The 17167-nt window shown below is 71.4% G+C and carries 17 protein-coding genes; 14 read left to right on the top strand and 3 right to left on the bottom strand.

The genetic code is table 11. The features are described from left to right. Nucleotides 1-325: 325 nt before the first annotated feature. On the bottom strand, nucleotides 326-979 hold the full coding sequence (gene phoU, locus ABD208_RS08250) for a phosphate signaling complex protein PhoU (protein WP_344101452.1): 654 nt from the start codon (nucleotides 977-979) through the stop codon (nucleotides 326-328). A 218-nt stretch (nucleotides 980-1197) separates the two neighbouring features. On the opposite strand from phoU, the gene ABD208_RS08255 reads away from it, so the two are divergent. The 7 genes from ABD208_RS08255 (at nucleotide 1198) to pstB (ending at nucleotide 8715) form a co-directional block, all read left to right on the top strand. Then, complete coding sequence (locus ABD208_RS08255; protein WP_344101454.1) at nucleotides 1198-2505, top strand: sensor histidine kinase; 1308 nt, start codon at nucleotides 1198-1200, stop codon at nucleotides 2503-2505. After that, nucleotides 2502-3200 (top strand): response regulator, encoded by a 699-nt coding sequence (locus ABD208_RS08260; RefSeq protein WP_344101456.1) that lies wholly within the window; start codon nucleotides 2502-2504, stop codon nucleotides 3198-3200. Before ABD208_RS08255 ends, ABD208_RS08260 begins: the two co-directional genes overlap by 4 nt. A 156-nt stretch (nucleotides 3201-3356) precedes the next feature. Next, on the top strand, nucleotides 3357-4451 hold the full coding sequence (locus ABD208_RS08265; protein WP_344101458.1) for a phosphate ABC transporter substrate-binding protein PstS: 1095 nt from the start codon (nucleotides 3357-3359) through the stop codon (nucleotides 4449-4451). A 226-nt stretch (nucleotides 4452-4677) separates the two neighbouring features. After that, nucleotides 4678-5787, top strand: coding sequence for a phosphate ABC transporter substrate-binding protein PstS (locus ABD208_RS08270; RefSeq protein ID WP_344101460.1), 1110 nt, complete (start codon nucleotides 4678-4680; stop codon nucleotides 5785-5787). Nucleotides 5788-5927: 140 nt separating this feature from the next. Further along, nucleotides 5928-6935 (top strand): phosphate ABC transporter permease subunit PstC, encoded by a 1008-nt coding sequence (gene pstC / locus ABD208_RS08275; protein ID WP_344101462.1) that lies wholly within the window; start codon nucleotides 5928-5930, stop codon nucleotides 6933-6935. Beyond that, nucleotides 6935-7885 carry a phosphate ABC transporter permease PstA gene (gene pstA / locus ABD208_RS08280; RefSeq protein WP_344101464.1) on the top strand — a complete coding sequence of 317 codons (951 nt, stop codon included), beginning with the start codon at nucleotides 6935-6937 and terminating at the stop codon, nucleotides 7883-7885. Before pstC ends, pstA begins: the two co-directional genes overlap by 1 nt. Nucleotides 7886-7935: 50 nt before the next feature. Then, complete coding sequence (gene pstB, locus ABD208_RS08285; protein WP_344101466.1) at nucleotides 7936-8715, top strand: phosphate ABC transporter ATP-binding protein PstB; 780 nt, start codon at nucleotides 7936-7938, stop codon at nucleotides 8713-8715. 67 nt (nucleotides 8716-8782) lie between these two features. Here the strand turns inward: pstB and ABD208_RS08290 are convergent, their stop codons facing one another. Together ABD208_RS08290 and ABD208_RS08295 are read right to left on the bottom strand one after the other, a co-directional pair. Then, on the bottom strand, nucleotides 8783-9337 hold the full coding sequence (locus ABD208_RS08290) for a septum formation family protein (RefSeq protein ID WP_344101468.1): 555 nt from the start codon (nucleotides 9335-9337) through the stop codon (nucleotides 8783-8785). A 157-nt stretch (nucleotides 9338-9494) separates the two neighbouring features. After that, a complete protein-coding gene (locus tag ABD208_RS08295) occupies nucleotides 9495-10088 on the bottom strand; it encodes a hypothetical protein (protein WP_344101470.1) in 594 nt (197 codons plus the stop codon). A 408-nt stretch (nucleotides 10089-10496) separates the two neighbouring features. Here ABD208_RS08295 and ABD208_RS08300 point away from each other — a divergent pair, with 408 nt between their 5' ends. From ABD208_RS08300 to cysS, 7 genes are all read left to right on the top strand, one after another. After that, nucleotides 10497-10979 (top strand): CarD family transcriptional regulator, encoded by a 483-nt coding sequence (locus tag ABD208_RS08300; protein ID WP_192861750.1) that lies wholly within the window; start codon nucleotides 10497-10499, stop codon nucleotides 10977-10979. A gap of 41 nt (nucleotides 10980-11020) precedes the next feature. Further along, entirely contained in the window at nucleotides 11021-11734 is a 714-nt protein-coding gene (gene ispD, locus ABD208_RS08305; RefSeq protein ID WP_344101473.1) for a 2-C-methyl-D-erythritol 4-phosphate cytidylyltransferase, read from the top strand. Continuing rightward, entirely contained in the window at nucleotides 11731-12318 is a 588-nt protein-coding gene (gene ispF / locus ABD208_RS08310; RefSeq protein ID WP_344101475.1) for a 2-C-methyl-D-erythritol 2,4-cyclodiphosphate synthase, read from the top strand. The genes ispD and ispF overlap by 4 nt, the downstream gene beginning before the upstream one ends. Continuing rightward, entirely contained in the window at nucleotides 12318-12944 is a 627-nt protein-coding gene (locus ABD208_RS08315) for a TetR/AcrR family transcriptional regulator (protein ID WP_344101477.1), read from the top strand. The genes ispF and ABD208_RS08315 overlap by 1 nt, the downstream gene beginning before the upstream one ends. An 87-nt stretch (nucleotides 12945-13031) precedes the next feature. Further along, complete coding sequence (locus ABD208_RS08320; RefSeq protein WP_425561091.1) at nucleotides 13032-14351, top strand: D-arabinono-1,4-lactone oxidase; 1320 nt, start codon at nucleotides 13032-13034, stop codon at nucleotides 14349-14351. Beyond that, nucleotides 14351-15598, top strand: coding sequence for a type III PLP-dependent enzyme domain-containing protein (locus tag ABD208_RS08325; protein WP_344101481.1), 1248 nt, complete (start codon nucleotides 14351-14353; stop codon nucleotides 15596-15598). The genes ABD208_RS08320 and ABD208_RS08325 overlap by 1 nt, the downstream gene beginning before the upstream one ends. Before the next feature lie 59 nt (nucleotides 15599-15657). After that, nucleotides 15658-17091, top strand: coding sequence for a cysteine--tRNA ligase (gene cysS / locus ABD208_RS08330; RefSeq protein ID WP_344101483.1), 1434 nt, complete (start codon nucleotides 15658-15660; stop codon nucleotides 17089-17091). Nucleotides 17092-17167: the final 76 nt, after the last annotated feature.

Consider the following 17167-nt stretch of genomic DNA (forward strand, 5'->3'; position numbering starts at 1 on the left):
CCCGCTGACGAGGACGCAGCGCAGGGTGGGAGCCGAGGAACGAGGCTCCCGCCCGCAGCGGAGTCCGAGGAAGCGGCCTGACGGCATCCCGCTGACGAGGACGCAGCGCAGGGTGGGAGCCGAGGAACGAGGCTCCCGCCCGCAGCGGAGTCCGAGGAAGCGGCCTGACGGCATCCCGCTGACGAGGACGCAGCGCAGGGTGGGAGCCGAGGAACGAGGCTCCCGCCCGAAGCGCAGTCCGAGGAAGCGCCCAAGGGCATCCCGCTGACACACGAGTGGCCAGGATCCGCCGCACCGCGGCAGATCCTGGCCACTCGTCCACCGGCTACTGGTGGTCTTCGGGGAAGTCCCCCGTCACCAGGAACGTCACGCGCTTCGCGATCGAGACCCCGTGGTCCCCGAAGCGCTCGTAGTAGCGGCCCACCAGCGTGATGTCCACGGCCTCCTGGACCGTGCCCGACCAGTCCTCGCCCAGCAGGGCGCCGAAGGTCGACTGGTGCAGCTCGTCCAGCAGGTCGTCGTCGCGCTCGACGGCCTCCGCGACCTCGAGGTCGCGGGTCTCCAGCAGGCGCGTCGTGCGCTGGGCCACGTTCACCGCCGCCTCGTCCATCTTGGCGAAGATGTCCGCCGCGCCCGGGACGATCGCCTGGGCGGGGAAGCGGCCCCGGGCCACCTGGGCCACGTGCCGGGCGAGGTCGCCCATGCGCTCCAGGGAGGAGCTCATCCGCAGCGCGCTGACGATGACGCGCAGGTCGGTGGCGACCGGCGCCTGCTGGGCGAGCAGGTGGACGCACCGCTCGTCGAGCTTGGCCTCGAGCTGGTCGATCGCTTTGTCGGAGGCGATCACCTCCTGCGCCAGCTGCAGGTCCGCCTGCAGCAGCGCCTTGCCGGCCTTGGTGATCGCCGACTCGACGAGTCGGCTCATCTCGGCGAGGTCGTCACCGACCTGTTGCAGCTCGGCCTCGAAGATCTGTCGCATCGCTGTCCTTCCAGAGTCTGCGCCCGGCGGGGGCGGGGCGCGGGCCGGCCGCGCGGGCGCGCAATCGGCACGCTCGGCCGACGTGACGCACAGCGTCGCACCCGAACGTAAACCCTCAGGTTAACGACCGCCCGTCGAAGAATGAACTCCTGGTGACACCCCTCGGGCAATCGCCGTGATGGTCAGGACTCCTGGACGGGACTGCCTACCCTGGGCAGGTGGACGGATTCATCCAGGGGGTCTCGGTGCTCGGCGCGGGAATCGTCGGCGTCGTCGTCGGCGTCGTCGCCGTGCTCGCGTTCCGTGTCTCCGAACGTCGTCAGCGCAGGGGGCCGGAGGCCCCCGCCGCGGAACTCGACGACGGTCTCGTCCGCGTGCTGTCCGTCCTGCGTTCCGCGGCCGTGGTCGTGGACGACGACGACGAGGTCATCCGGGCCTCGCCGCCCGCCTACGCGCTGAACGTCGTGCGCAACGACGCCATCTCGCACGCGGCGATCCGCGACATGGTCGCCCAGGTGCGCCGGGACGGGATGATCCAGGAGCGCGAGCTGGAGCTGCCGCGCGGCCCCGTGGGGAGCGGCACGGTGCTGCTCCAGGTGCGCGTCGCGCCGCTGGGCAAGCGCGTGCTCGTGCTCGCGGAGGACCGCACCGAGGCCGCCCGCGTGGAGGCCATCCGCCGGGACTTCGTCGTGAACGTGTCCCACGAGCTGAAGACGCCGGTCGGGGCCCTGGCCCTGCTGGCGGAGACCGTGGGCGACGCCGCCGACGACCCGGTCGCGGTGCGGCGGTTCACCGAGCGCATGCACCGTGAGGCCCACCGGTTGTCCGAGCTGGTCCAGGAGATCATCGAGCTGTCGCGCCTCCAGTCGCAGGGCGCGGTGCAGAAGGACACGCCGGTCTCGGTGCGCGCCGTCGTCGACGAGGCCGTGGACCGGGCGAGGACCGCAGCGCAGGCCAAGAACATCGCCGTCACGGCGGGCGGGACCCTCGACGGCGTCGTCTACGGGGACCACAGCCTGCTGGTGACCGCCGTACGGAACCTGCTCGACAACGCCGTGGCCTACTCCGCGCCCGCCACCCGCGTGGGCGTGGGCGTGTCCGAGAACCGCGGGCTCGTCGAGATCGCCGTCGTCGACCAGGGGATCGGCATCGACGAGAGCAAGCAGGACCGGGTCTTCGAGCGGTTCTACCGCGTCGATCCGGCCCGCTCCCGGGACACCGGGGGCACCGGGCTGGGCCTCGCGATCGTCAAGCACGTCGCCGCGGATCACGGCGGGGACGTCACCATGTGGTCCGAGCCGGGCCGCGGGTCGACGTTCACGTTGCGCCTCCCGTCGGCCGGGGAGGGGGCGGTTCCGCCGGAACGCGTGATCCCCGCCGCCCGCGGCACGTCGCCGGACATCGGCGACCGCGTGCGGGACGATGGGCGGACCACGAGGACTGCCGGCCCGGGGGCAAAGCCCCGGACCGGTGAGATGGGAGCCGGGACGGACCCGGCGGCGACGAACGAGGAGGTAGGCGCGTGACGCGCATCCTGGTGGTCGAGGACGAGGAGTCGTACCGCGACCCGTTGACCTACCAGCTCGCCCGTGAGGGATTCGAGGTGATCGAGGCGGCGGACGGCAACGACGCGCTGGCGGCCTACGACGCCGAGGGAGCGGACCTGGTGCTCCTGGACCTCATGCTGCCCGGCCTCTCCGGCACGGAGGTGTGCCGCGAGCTGCGGGCCCGTGGCGACGTGCCGGTCATCATGCTGACGGCGAAGGACTCGGAGATCGACAAGGTGGTCGGGCTGGAGCTGGGCGCCGACGACTACGTCACCAAGCCGTACTCCTTCCGTGAGCTGCTCGCGCGCATGCGGGCGGTGCTGCGGCGCCGCCAGCCCGTGGAGCAGGTGGGCGACGACAACGCCGGCGTGCTCGAGGCGGGTCCGGTGACGATGGACGTCGAGCGGCACACCGTGACGGTGAACGGCGAGACGATCTCGCTGCCGCTGAAGGAGTTCGACCTGCTGGAGCTGCTGCTGCGGAACGCCGGCCGCGTGCTGACCCGTGGCCAGCTTATCGACCGGGTCTGGGGCGCCGACTACGTGGGCGACACCAAGACCCTCGACGTGCACGTCAAGCGGATCCGCTCGAAGATCGAGCCCGATCCGGGAACGCCCCGGTACCTGCTCACGGTGCGCGGTCTGGGTTACAAGCTGGCTGACTCCGAGGAGTGACCGGGCCGTGCGGGTCGCGAGATCCGCACGGCAGTAAAACTGCAGGTCAAGCGCAGGTGTCTGAATTGTGACGTGCGGGAGATCACTGGCGCTGTTCACTTGGTGTTTGCCGGGGGCACCCTTGGACTTCAAGGGGCGTGCCTAGGTTCGAGAGTCATGAACCCCCAGTACCGGCGTGTCGCCGCGGTGATCGTCACAGGTTCCCTCGTCGTCCCACTCGCCGCGTGCAGTCAGGCCGTGGGCGCCACGTACCAGCCCCCGGCCGACTTCGTGGTCGAGGGTTCGTTCGCCGGGGCGGGCTCGACCGCCCAGGAGAAGGCGATGGCGGCCTGGATCGACGGGTACACCGAGCGGACGCCGGGGGTGAGGATCAGCTACGAGGCGATCGGCTCGGGCGACGGGCGCGAGAAGTTCCTCGCGGGAGACGTCGCGTTCGGCGCGTCGGACTCCGCGCTGGACACCGACGAGCTCGCGAGCTCCGTGGACATCTGCGGCGGGGGCAACGGCATCGACCTGCCGGTGTACATCAGCCCGATCTCGGTCGCGTTCAACCTCGAGGGCATCGAGACGCTGAACCTCCGGGCCGACGTGATCGCCAGGATCTTCGGCGGCGCGATCACCACCTGGAACGCGCCCGAGATCGCCGCGGACAACCCGGACGTGAAGCTGCCGGACCTCCCGATCGTGCCGGTGCACCGGCTGGACGACTCCGGCACCACCGAGAACTTCACCGACTACCTGAGCAAGGTCGCGTCCGCCGACTGGCCGCACGAGCCGGACGGTGTGTGGCCGCTGGAGGGCGGCAGGGCCGAGGACGGCACGAGCGGCGTCACGGACTTCGTGAAGGCGAACGTGGGCGCGGTGACGTACGCGGACGCGTCCGCCACCAAGGGCCTGGGGAGCGCTGCCATCAGGGTGGGCGACGAGTTCGTCTCCTACACCCCGGAGGCCGCGGCCTCCACGGTCGACGTCTCCCAGGTCATCGAGGGCCGCACGCAGCACGATCTCGCCTACGACATCGACCGCAGGACCACCGAGTCGTTCGCGTACCCGCTGGTGCTGGTGTCGTACGTGATCGTGTGCTCCCGGTACACGGACAAGCCGACGGGCCGGTTCGTCAAGGAATTCCTCGGGTACATCGCCTCGCCGGAAGGCCAGAGGGTCGCCGCGAAGGCGGCCGGCAGCGCGCCGATCTCGGGATTCCTGGAGCGCCGCGTGACCGAGGCCGCGGACGCGATCTACCTGGGCTGACCTCAATTTTCATCCGCCGCGCGCCACAGGGTGAAAAGGTTGCCGTCCGCAATCGGACGGATGACCATGAGCAGGAATGAGCGTGGCTGAACTGTGATCCATACCTTGACACTGTTCATCTTGCGTTCACTTTGTCATCGGAGGCAGGTCATCCCGTCTCCCTAGCGTCGTGGCAGACGTCGGGACAACCGACGTCGCACCCAGATCTTGACAGGATGGAAGACACGTGAAGCTCAGCCGATTCACCCGTGCTGGTTCCGCCGCCATGGTCGGCGCGCTCGCGCTGACCCTCGCCGCGTGCGGTACCGACCCCAACACCGGCGGCGGTAGCGACGAGACCGGCGAGGCCACCGAGGGCTCGTCGCTCTCCGGCACCCTCAGCGGCGGCGGTGCGTCGTCCCAGGAGGCCGCGATGGAGGCCTGGCGCGCCGGCTTCCAGAGCCTCAACCCCGAGGTGACGGTGGACTACGACCCGACCGGTTCCGGTACGGGCCGCGAGCAGTTCATCGCCGGCGCCTTCCCGTTCATCGGCACCGACTCCGCCCTCGACGAGGACGAGATGAAGGCCGCCGAGGAGACCTGCGGCAGCGACATCATCGAGTACCCGGGGTACATCAGCCCGGTCGCCGTCGCCTTCAACCTCGAGGGCGTCGAGTCGGTCAACATGTCCCCGGAGACGATCGCCAAGATCTTCAAGGGCGACATCACCAAGTGGAACGACGAGGCGATCGCGGCCGAGAACGAGGGCGTCGAGCTGCCCGACACCGACATCACGGTCGTGCACCGCTCCGACCCGTCGGGCACCACCGAGAACTTCGTCGAGTACATGAGCACCGTGACGCCCGACGTCTGGGACTTCGAGGTCGAGGACGTCTGGCCGGTCAAGGGCCAGGACTCGGCGCAGGGCACCTCCGGTGTGGTCAGCACGGCCACGTCGACCGACGGCGCGATCACCTACGCCGACGCTTCCCAGATCGGTGAGCTGGGCACGGTCGCGGTGGGTGTCGGCGACGAGTTCGTCCCGTACAGCGCCGAGGCCGCGGCCGCCGTCGTCTCGAAGTCGCCGCGTGTCGAGGGCACCGCCGAGACGGTGTGGGAGTACGACCTCAAGCGCGACATCGCGGGTACCTACCCGATCGTCCTGGTCTCGTACCACGTGGCCTGCGCCACGTACGAGGACGCGGCGACCGCCGACCTCGTGAAGGGGCTGTACTCGTACATCCTGAGCGACGAGGGCCAGGCCCAGGGCACCGAGACCGCGGGCTCCGCCCCGGTCGAGAAGGCCCTCCGCGACGAGTACCTCGGCGCCGTCGAGACCATCTCGGCTGCCGGCTGATCCCGGTCTATCAGGCTGACGCCGACGCCGGCGGCCGGTCCGGAACCGCTTCTCGCGGCCCTCGGACCTGCCGTCGGCTTCGGCGTGTCGCACTGAGATAATTCCCAGGACTTGGTAGAGATGCAGCCCAAGGAGTTTGCGTGACCACCACCGACAGTCCAACAGCCGCAGCGGTGTCCCCCCCGCCCCGCGCCCCGCGGCGCCGCAGCAGCGGTGACACCGAGCGCGGTTTCAGCCGGATCTTCCGATGGATCGCCACCGGCGCCGGCGCCCTGATCCTGGCCACGCTTGCCGCGGTCGCGCTCTTCCTGCTTCTTCGCGCCTGGCCGGCCATCATCGCGTCGGACGAGGAGGTGTCCGCAGCTGTCGGCCGCATCCCGGACGGCACCTCGCTCCTGGAGTTCACCGGGCCGCTGATCTTCGGCACCTTGCTCGCCGCACTGCTCGCGCTGGCCGTCGCGATGCCGGTGGCGATGGGCATCGGATTGTTCATCTCGCACTACGCCCCGCCGCGCCTGGCGCAGCTGCTGAGCTACCTGGTCGACCTGCTGGCGGCGATCCCGTCGGTCGTCTACGGCTTGTGGGGATTCATCGTGCTGGCCCCCGTGCTCAAGCCCTTCTGGTTCTGGCTGGGCGACGTCTTCGGCTGGTTCCCGCTGTTCGCGGGCGACGTCGCGGCGACCGGCAAGGTGCTGGCCACCGTGGCCGTGGTGCTCGCGGTGATGATCCTGCCGATCATCACCGCCGTGTCGCGCGAGGTCTTCAACCAGACGCCGAAGCTCCACCAGGAGGCCGCGCTCGCCCTCGGTGCGACGCGCTGGGAGATGGTCCGGATGGCAGTCCTGCCGTTCGGGCGGTCCGGTGTGATCTCGGCCGCGATGCTGGGACTGGGGCGTGCGCTCGGCGAGACCATGGCCGTGCTCATGATCATCAGCCCCGGATTCCTCGTCTACTCGTTCGAGATCCTGACGACGGCCCAGCACAGCACGATCGCCAGCTTCATCGCCCTGGACTTCGGTGAGGCCACGGGCCTGGCGGTCAACGCGCTGATCGCGACGGGTCTCGCACTCTTCCTGATCACCATGGCCGTGAACATGACCGCCCGCGCAATCGTCGCGCGCCGCAAGGAATTCTCGGGAGCCAACTGATGAGCACCGCAACCCCCACCGCGGACTCCACCGCGCGTACGCGGGCCCTCCTGACCGCAGCGGAGCCGGGCCGTAAGGCCATGGACCGGTTCATGACGGTCCTCATCTGGAGCGCGTTCGCGCTGGCGATGATCCCGCTGATCTCGCTGCTGTGGACCGTGCTGACGAACGGCACGGGCCGCATGAGCGCCGAGTTCCTGATGACCTCCATGCGCGGGATCTTCGGCGGGGACCCGTCGGGCGGCATCTACCACGCCACGATGGGCACCCTGATCGTGACCGGCTGGGCCGCTCTGATCTCCATCCCCATCGGGCTGCTGACCGCGATCTACCTCGTGGAGTACGGGCGCGGGAAGCTCGCGCGGTCGGTCACGTTCTTCGTGGACGTCATGACCGGTATCCCGTCGATCGTCGCGGGCCTGTTCGTCGTCGCGCTCATGACGATCTTCCTCGACCCGGGCACCCGGACCGGTTTCATGGGCGCCCTGGCGCTCTCGGTCCTGATGATCCCCGTGGTCGTGCGGTCCTGCGAGGAGATGCTCAAGCTCGTCCCGAACGAGCTGCGCGAGGCGTCCTACGCCCTGGGCGTGCCGAAGTGGCTCACGATCGTCAAGGTGGTGCTCCGCACCGCCGTCGCCGGTATCACCACCGGCATCCTGCTCGCGATCGCGCGCGTGATCGGCGAGACGGCCCCCCTGCTGATCACGGCGGGTGTGACCGACTCGATCAACCTGAACGCCTTCGACGGCCGGATGATGACGCTGCCGGTCTTCACCTACCGGCAGTACAGCCAGGGTCCGGCCACGTGCCGCGAGGGTCAGCTCGACTGCGTCGTCGACATCTCGATGCAGAACGCCTGGGGCGCCGCCCTCACGCTGATCGTGATCGTCATGCTCCTGAACATCGCGGGCCGCCTCGTCAACCGATGGTTCGCTCCGAAGCTGCGCTGAGGCGCGCAGACAACCCCTCGCACCCGGCGCACACACGAAGGATCTCTCCCATGGCCCAGCGCATCGACGTCAAGGACGTCAACATCTACTACGGCGACTTCCTCGCGGTCGAGGGCGTCTCGATGAGCATCGAGCCGCGCTCCGTGACGGCCTTCATCGGCCCGTCCGGCTGCGGTAAGTCGACCTTCCTGCGCACGCTGAACCGCATGCACGAGGTCATCCCCGGCGCGTACGTGGACGGCAGCGTGCTGCTCGAGGGCGTCGACCTCTACGGCCCCGACATCGACCCGGTGGCGGTGCGCCGGAACGTCGGCATGGTGTTCCAGCGGCCCAACCCGTTCCCCACGATGTCGATCAAGGACAACGTCCTGGCCGGCGTGAAGCTGAACAACCGCCGGATCACCAAGTCCGACGCCGACGACCTGGTCGAGGCCTCGCTGCGCGGCGCGAACCTCTGGAACGAGGTCAAGGACCGGCTCGACAAGCCGGGCTCGGGCCTGTCCGGCGGCCAGCAGCAGCGCCTCTGCATCGCGCGCACCATCGCGGTCAAGCCGCAGGTCGTGCTGATGGACGAGCCGTGCTCGGCCCTGGACCCGATCTCGACGCTGGCGATCGAGGACCTCATCCAGGAGCTGAAGAAGGACTACACGATCGTCATCGTCACGCACAACATGCAGCAGGCGGCGCGCGTGAGCGACAAGACGGCGTTCTTCAACATCGCGGGCACCGGCAAGCCCGGCAAGCTCATCGAGATGGACGAGACCGCGACGATCTTCAGCTCGCCGACGGAGAAGGCCACCGAGGACTACGTCTCGGGCCGCTTCGGCTGATCGGCACGGGTGACGACGAACGACGGACGGAACACCGAGTGTTCCGTCCGTCGTTCGTTCGCGCGCGTCAGCGCTCGGCGCCCTCGAGGGTGCCCGTGGTCGGCTTCTCGGCCTCCAGGACGCACTGGATGAGGCGGTCGTTCTCGGCCCAGCTGCCCTTGGTGGGGTAGAAGGCCACGAAGTAGAGCTCGGACTCGTCGAACGGCATGCCGACGAAGGTCGCGAACTCGGCCTTGCAGAACGTGTTGCCCTCGTCGGCGACCTGCTTGTCGCCCGGGAACTTGCCCTCGGGGAGCTTCTTCTCGGCGTAGATCTCGCCGCGGTGCTCCTTGTCGCACGGGACGACGGGCAGCTCGGTGAAGGTGCCCTGGGGGATCGTGCCGAGGCAGTCGCCGACCTGGGCGGCGCCCGGGGCGGTGGTGGTCTCCGCCGTGACCTGGCCCTCGCTGTCGCGCGTGACCTCGGGTTCCCCGCCGCCACCGCCGAGCAGGCCCTCCACGGCCGAGCAGCCCGTCAGGGTGCCGGCGAGCAGCGCGGTGGCACCGAGGGCGGCCAGCCGCTGCCGGGTGCTTCGCCGTCCGGGACGCCGCCGGCGGACTGGGGACGTGGTTCGCAGGAACACCTTCGAGCCCTTCAGAGTCGATGCGCGCGCCCGTCGTGCGGCGGACGACGGCGAGCCGGGCGGCTCGTCTTCCGGTACGGACCCTACCGGCCGGGATGCCGGGAATGCAGGATGGCGACGTGACCCGGAGATGAAGTCCCGGTGGCGGGCGGGCCGCTCACTCCTCGGGGGACGCGGGATCCTCCGGCGTGGCCGAGGCCTCGGCGTCCTCGGCGGGGGACGCGGACTCGCCCGGGGACGCCGAGCCGGACGGCGCCGGCACGTAGTCCGCGTACTCCGGCAGGGCGCCGTCGACCACGGGCAGGGAGAACTCGGTGGCGACGCCGTCGGCCTCGAGCGTGCTCGGCACGCTCGCGCCCGGGGACGCCGTGACCGTGTCGAGCAGGACCGGCTCGCCCGACTCGCCGCCGAGGTAGAGGGTCTCGCCCGCGGCGACGTCGAACGTGGCGGGGGCGGCGCCGTCCGGCGACAGCGTGAACGTGACGTCGTCCTGGGTGTCGTTCGTCAGGGCGCCCAGGAGATGGCCCGGCGCCCCCTCCTCGGCGGAGACCACCATGAGGTTGAGGCCGCGCAGCTTGGTGAAGTCGCTGACCTCCTCGGCGCCCACGGACACCGTCACGCCGTCGGACGGCGAGTAGTTCAGGGTGGTCGTCGTGGGGGCGCATGCCGACAGGAGGGCGGCACCCGCCGCGGCGACGGCCGCGACGGCGACGGTGCGGGCGCGCCTGGGGGCGGTGGTGCGACGGGACACGGTCTACTCCCTGGTGGTCAAGGCTGTGGATCGCCTTCATCCTAATGGGCGCGCGGCCCCCGGGTGCGCCCAGGCGTGCCCGTCCGGTGCCGGTTTCGCGTGGCGTGCGTCACCGCGCTCCGGGAGGACTCCCGGGGACCGGGTTCCGGGCAACCGTGACGGGATGAACTCAGTGCCGCAAAAGGGGCGCGTGTCATTCCGGGAACGCCAAAAATTGAGCAAAGAGTGTGTGATCAGATCGATGCGAGGGTGCCGGTTTCATGCCGGGCGCGCGGCCCGCGAGCCGCGGAAAATACCTGGTGACCTGCGGCGACATGATACCTCATCGCGAGGTCCAACACTTCCGGCAGAGGAAATTGACGAACCGCCGCGTGGTAACCTTGTGTCCTGGAAAGGGGACATCTGCAGATGACGTTCACAGTAGGCGAGACGGTTGTCTACCCGCACCACGGCGCGGCCCTGATCGAGGAGGTCAAGACCCGCAAGATCCGGGGCGAGGAAAAGATGTACCTCAAGCTCAAGGTCGCCCAGGGCGATCTCACGATCGAGGTCCCGGCAGAGAATGTCGACCTGGTCGGGGTCCGCGATGTCGTCGGTCAGGAGGGCCTCGAGCGCGTCTTCGAGGTGCTGCGCGCACCTTACACCGAGGAACCCACCAACTGGTCGCGCCGGTACAAGGCGAACCTGGAGAAGCTGGCGTCGGGCGACGTGATCAAGGTCGCCGAGGTCGTGCGGGACCTGTCCCGCCGCGACGCCGATCGCGGTCTCTCCGCAGGGGAGAAGCGCATGCTGGCCAAGGCCCGGCAGATCCTGATCTCGGAACTCGCGCTCGCGGAGAAGACCGAGGAGGAGAAGGCCGAGGCCATTCTCGACGAGGTCCTGGCCGGCTGAGCGCTCCGGCGCAGCCGTCCCCGCCAGCGGGGCCATGAGACATGACCACGCTCGCGATTCTCACCGCCGCCGGCTCCGGCGCCCGCCTCGGCCGTGATCTTCCCAAGGCGCTCGTCGACCTCGGCGGCTCCCCTCTCGTCCTGCACGCCGCGCGCCGCCTCGTCGGCTCGGGTGTGGTGGACGCACTGATCGTCACCGCACCCGACGGCCTGCGGGACGTCGTCTCCGATCTCCTGGCCGCCGATGATCGCATCACCGTCCCTGTCACGGTGGTCGGCGGCGGCCCCACCCGGCAGGCGTCGGTCGCCGCGGGTCTCGAGGCGGCGCACGCCCGCCATGACGTCGTTCTCGTGCACGACGCCGCCCGCCCCCTCATCCCCGCCGACCTCGTGCAGCGGGTGGTCAAGGCGGTGCGGGCGGGGCACGGCGCCGTCGTCCCCGGGCTTCCCGTGACGGACACCGTCAAGCAGGTGACCCCCGGCGGCGACGTCGAGCCCGTGGTCGCCACCCCCGACCGGTCCGTGCTCCGCGCGGTCCAGACACCGCAGGGTTTCGCGCGCGAGCTCCTGGTCCGCGCGCACGAGGCGGGGCGGGAGCGCGCCGTCTCGGAGGACCTCGCCGCGACCGACGACGCCGGGCTCGTGGAGGCCCTGGGCGAGCCGGTCCACATCGTCCCCGGCGACGCCGCGGCCGCGAAGATCACCACGGAGCGGGACCTGCGCCTCGCGGAGCTCGAGCTGGAGGGGCGCGCATGACCGGCGCCGTCCCCTACCCGCTGCCGCGTACCGGCATCGGGACGGACGTGCACGCCTTCGCGCCGGAGGGTTCCGGGCGCGAGCTGTGGCTCGGCGGCCTGCACTGGCCGGGGGAGCGCGGGCTCGCCGGGCACTCCGACGCCGACGTCGCGGCCCACGCCGCGGCCGACGCGCTCTTCGCCGCGGCGGGCCTCGGCGACCTCGGGTCGAACTTCGGCACCAGCGCGCCGGAGTGGTCCGGCGCCTCGGGAACGCGCTTGCTGGGCGAAGCCGCTAGGCGAGTTCGGGCGGCAGGGTTCACCATAGGGAACGTGTCCGTCCAGGTGATAGGAAATCGTCCGAAGATCGGCCCCCGGCGCGCCGAGGCCGTCGCCGCGCTCTCGGCTGCCGCGGGAGCGCCCGTGAGCCTGTCGGCGACGACGACGGACGGGCTCGGTCTCACCGGACGCGGCGAAGGAGTCGCCGCGATCGCCACGGCACTGATCGTTGCCCAGCCTTCCCCGCCGGCGTCGGCAGCGGACGGGCCCCGGTCCGCCGTGGCTTCATCCGCCTCGCCCCCAGCGGCTCTCGACGAGGAGAACTGATGTCAGATTCGCGTGGGTCACGACGAAGAACGCTCGACGAGCGTCGCCAGGAGATCGTCGAGGCGGGCCTTCGCGTCGCGCTTCGTGAGGGCGTGGAGTCCGTCTCCGTGCGCGCGGTGGCGCAGGAGGCCGAGATCTCGCTCGGCACGGTCCACTACTGCTTCGAGGACAAGGCGGAGATGCTGCGCGCGATGGGGCGTGCGATCGCGCTCACCGCGTCCGAGCCCGCGCTCGCCGCGCTGGACCAGGGCCACGATCCGGAGACCCTGGTGGAGGCGGCCGCGACCTCGCTGCTCGACGGTCTCAAGCAGAACCAGCACATGCGCCTGCTGACCTTCGAGTTCGCACTGGCGGGCGTGCGCAACCGGGTGCTGCGCGAGGTGGCGCAGGGGCACCTGGACCAGAGCTACCGGATGACCAAGGAGTACCTCAACCGGCTGGCGGACCGCGCCGCTTCCCGGTTCTCGGTGGACATCGACTTCCTGTCGCGGTTCGTGGCCCAGCAGATCGACGGGATCGAGATCGGCTGGCTGGTGGACCGCGACGACGTCGTCGCCCAGCGGGCCTTCGACGAGCTCGCGCGCCTGGTGCTGAGCTACATGGTCCCGGCGTTCGACCGGAAATGACCCGCGCGGGCTCTGTCGTGCACCGGCTGGGCATGGCATAGTGCCCGGGTGTCCGACGTCGTGCATGAAACACCCTCCTACCAGCCGCTGATCTGGAGCAACTGGGCCCGGACCGCGTCCTGCAGCCCTGCCGGGCGCGCCGCGCCGGGGTCCGAGGCGGAGCTCGCCGATGTCGTCGCCCGCTCGGCCGCCGCGGGGCGGTCCGTGCGGGCCGCGGGCGGCGGGCACTCGTTCACCCCGGCGGCGACGACGTCGGGCGTGCTGCTGAGCCTGGACCGCCTCGACGCGCTCGAACGCGTCGAGCCGCTGCCGGGCACGGGGAACGCGCTCGTCACGGTCGGCGCCGGGATCCGGCTGCACCAGCTCAACCGGCTGCTCGCCGGGCGCGGGCTGGCCCTGGAGAACCTCGGCGACATCGACCGGCAGTCGATCGCCGGCGCCATCTCCACGGGCACGCACGGCACGGGCGCGGGGTTCGGCGGGCTCGCCGCGCAGGTGCGCGGCCTGCGCGTCGTCGGCACGGACGGCGCGGTGCACGACGTCGGCCCGGGCGACCCGCTGTTCGAGGCGTCGCGGCTCGGGCTGGGGACCACAGGGATCATCGCCGCGGTGACCCTGGAGGCCGTGCCCGCCTACGACCTGCTGGCCGAGGAGCGGCCCGCGCCGCTGGCCGAGGTGCTGGAGTCGCTCGACGGGCCGGACGGCGTCGTCGCCACGAGCGATCACTTCGAGTTCTACTTCTTCCCCGCCACCGGCCGGGCGCTCACGCTGCGCAACACGCGGGTGGCGCCCGGCGCGCCCGGACGGCTGGAGCGCGCGGGGCGCGCCGCGCGGTCCTTCCTCGACGAGGAGGTGCTGTCCAACGGGGCGTTCGAGGCGCTCAACCAGGTGGCGACCGCGTTCGGGTCCCTGACGCCCCGGCTCAACGCCGTCTCGGCGCGCGCCCTGTCCCCGCGGACCTATCAGGCGCCGTCGCACCAGGTGTTCTGCACGCGGCGGCGGGTGCGGTTCCGGGAGATGGAGTACGCGATCCCGCGCGAGCTGGCGGGCGAGGTCGTGGCGGAGGTGGACGCCTGGCTGCGCCGGTCCGGCGAGAACGTGCCGTTCCCGGTCGAGGTGCGGTTCACGGCGCCCGACGACGTCTGGTTGTCCACGGCGTACCGGCGCGAGACGGCCTACGTGGCGGTGCACCAGTACTGGCGCCTGCCGTACTCGCGGTACTTCGAGGCGGCCGAGCGGATCTTCGTGACGGCCGGCGGGAGGCCACACTGGGGGAAGCTGCACACGCGCGACGCCGACGACCTCGCACCGCTCTACCCGCGGTTCGACGACGCCGCCCGGGTGCGGCTCGAACACGATCCGGAGGGCGTCCTCATGAACCGCTACACGCGCAAGGTCCTCGGCTGATGGGGCCGGCGGGCGGGGGCCTGGCCACTCGGCTCACCGCGGCGACCGCCGGGATACCGGGGCCGGTCGCCGTCGTCGACCTCGACCGGTTCGACGCGAACGCGCGCGACCTGCTGGCGCGGGCCGGGGGCGTGCCCGTGCGGCTGGCGACCAAGTCGGTGCGGGTGCGTGCGCTCGCGGAGAGGGCGCTCGGGGCCGGTTTCTCCGGGGTGATGGCGTACTCGGTGCGGGAGGCGCTGTGGCTCGCGTCCCGCGGGTTCGACGACGTGCTGGTGGGCTACCCGAGCGTGGACCGCGGGGCGATCGCGGAGCTCGCCGCGGATCCGGCGGCCCGGCGGGCGGTCACGCTGATGATCGACTCGGCGGCTCACGTCGTGCTGATCGCCGGGGCGATGGCCGCGGCCGGGACGCCGGCGGACGCGGCCGTCCCGGGTGGGGACGGGGGACCGGCGGCGGGAGCGCCCGCCGCCCCCGTGCGGGTGTGCCTCGACGTGGACGCGAGCCTGCGGGCCGGGCCGGTGCATCTCGGGGTACGGCGGTCGCCGCTGCGGACGGCCGACGACGTCGGGCGGCTGGCCGGCGTCGTGGCGCGGGCGCCCGGGCTCCGGCTGCGCGGGCTGATGTTCTACGAGGCGCAGGTCGCCGGGCTGCCCGACGCGAGCCCCGCGGTGCGGGTGGTGAAGAGGCTGTCGGTGCGGGACCTGGACCGCCGTCGTCCCGAGATGATCGCGGCGGCCCGTGACGTCGTCGGGCCTGACCTGGAGCTGGTGAACTCCGGCGGGACGGGGTCGCTGGAGACGTCGTCGGCCGGGCCCGGGGTCACGGAGGTGACGGCGGGATCGGGGCTCTTCGTGCCCGGCCTGTTCGACGGGTACCGCGCGTTCCGGCCGCGCCCGTCGGCGTTCTTCGGCCTCGACGTCGTCCGCGAACCCGCGCCCGGCTGGGTGACCGCGTACTCCGGCGGCTACATCGCCTCGGGACCGCACTCGGCCGCGCGGCAGCCGCGCGTCGTGACGCCCGGCTGGGCGCTCTCGGGCCGGGAGGGCGCCGGAGAGGTGCAGACGCCGCTGCGGGCCGGCCGGCGTCGTCCGGCGGCGCGGCCGCTGCGCACGGGGGACCGCGCCTGGTTCCGCCACGCCAAGGCCGGCGAGCTCATGGAGCGCTTCGACGAGGTCCAGCTGCTCCGGGGCGACGAGATCGTCGGGACCGTCCCGACCTACCGGGGTGAGGGGCGGAACTTCGGCTGATCCGGCGGGCTGTGGATAACTCCGGGCCCTGCGGCGGGGGGCGCCGGTAGGCTGGTGAGGTGAACATTCGGTTGTACGACACGGCGACCCGGGAAGTGCGAGACTTCCGCCCCATCACTCCGGGTGAGGTCGGGATCTACCTGTGTGGTGCGACCGTGCAGAGCGCCCCGCATGTCGGGCATCTCCGGCCGGCCGTGGCGTTCGACGTGCTGCGGCGCTGGCTCACGCGGCAGGGGCTGCGGGTCTCGCTGATCCGCAACGTGACCGACATCGACGACAAGATCCTCGCCAAGGCCGCCGCGGCCGGGGTCGAGTGGTGGGCGCACGCCGCCACCTACGAGCGGGTGTTCACCGCGGCGTACGACGCGCTCGGGGTGCTGCCGCCGACCTACGAGCCGCGGGCGACCGGGCATGTGCCCGAGATGATCGTGCTGATGCGCACGCTGATCGACAAGGGTCACGCGTATGCCACCACCGAGGGCAACGTCTGGTTCGACGTGCGGTCGTGGCCCGCGTACGGCGAGCTGACGCGGCAGAAGCCCGACGATCTCGGGGTCGAGGACGACGACGTGCCGCCGGCCGACGCGGACGCCGTGGCCGTCCAGAAGCGTGACCCGCACGACTTCGCGCTGTGGAAGGCGCCGCGCCCGGGCGAGCCGGAGACCGCCTCGTGGGAGACGCCGTGGGGCCGCGGGCGGCCGGGCTGGCACCTCGAGTGCTCGGCGATGGCGCGCCGGTACCTCGGCGCGGAGTTCGACATCCACGGCGGCGGCCTGGACCTGCGGTTCCCGCACCACGAGAACGAGCAGGCGCAGTCCCGGGCCGCGGGCGACGGGTTCGCCCGGACCTGGATGCACACCGCCTGGGTGACCCAGCAGGGCACGAAGATGTCGAAGTCGCTGGGCAACGGGCTGCTCGTGAGCGAGCTGCTGGCCCAGGCCCCGGCTCCCGTGGTCCGCTACACGCTCGCCTCGGCGCAGTACCGGTCCATGATCGACTGGGCGGCGGACACGCTCGACGAGGCGCAGGCCACGTGGGAGCGGCTGACCGGGTTCGTCACGCGGGCGAGCGAGGCTGTCGGGGAGGTCCCGGCGGACGAGATCGCCAAGGCCGACGTGCCGGAGGCGTTCGCGGACGCCATGAACGACGACCTGAACACGCCGGCCGCGCTCGCCGTCGTGCACGAGCACCTGCGGGCCGGGAACAGCGCGCTCGCCGCGGGAGATCACAGTGCCACGCGTGCCGGGCTGGTCGCGGTCCGTGCGATGCTTGACGTGCTCGGGCTGGACCCGGCAGATCCGCAGTGGGCCGCGCCCGCCGGTGACCGGCACGCCGCCGCACTCGACGCGCTGGTCAGGGCCGAGCTGGAGGCGCGCGTCGCGGCCCGGGCCGCGAAGGACTGGGCGGCCGCCGACGCGATCCGGAACCGGCTCACCGCCGCGGGGATCGAGGTACAGGACTCCGCGGACGGCGCACGCTGGACGCTCGCCTGACAGCATGGACGGCACGTCCTGAACGACAGATCCGGGGAACCGGTCGATGCATGATGCCGCGGCAGCGGCCGGAAGG

Origin of the sequence: Myceligenerans crystallogenes (genome assembly GCF_039529775.1) — a bacterium.
In the GTDB taxonomy this organism is placed as follows: domain Bacteria; phylum Actinomycetota; class Actinomycetes; order Actinomycetales; family Cellulomonadaceae; genus Myceligenerans; species Myceligenerans crystallogenes.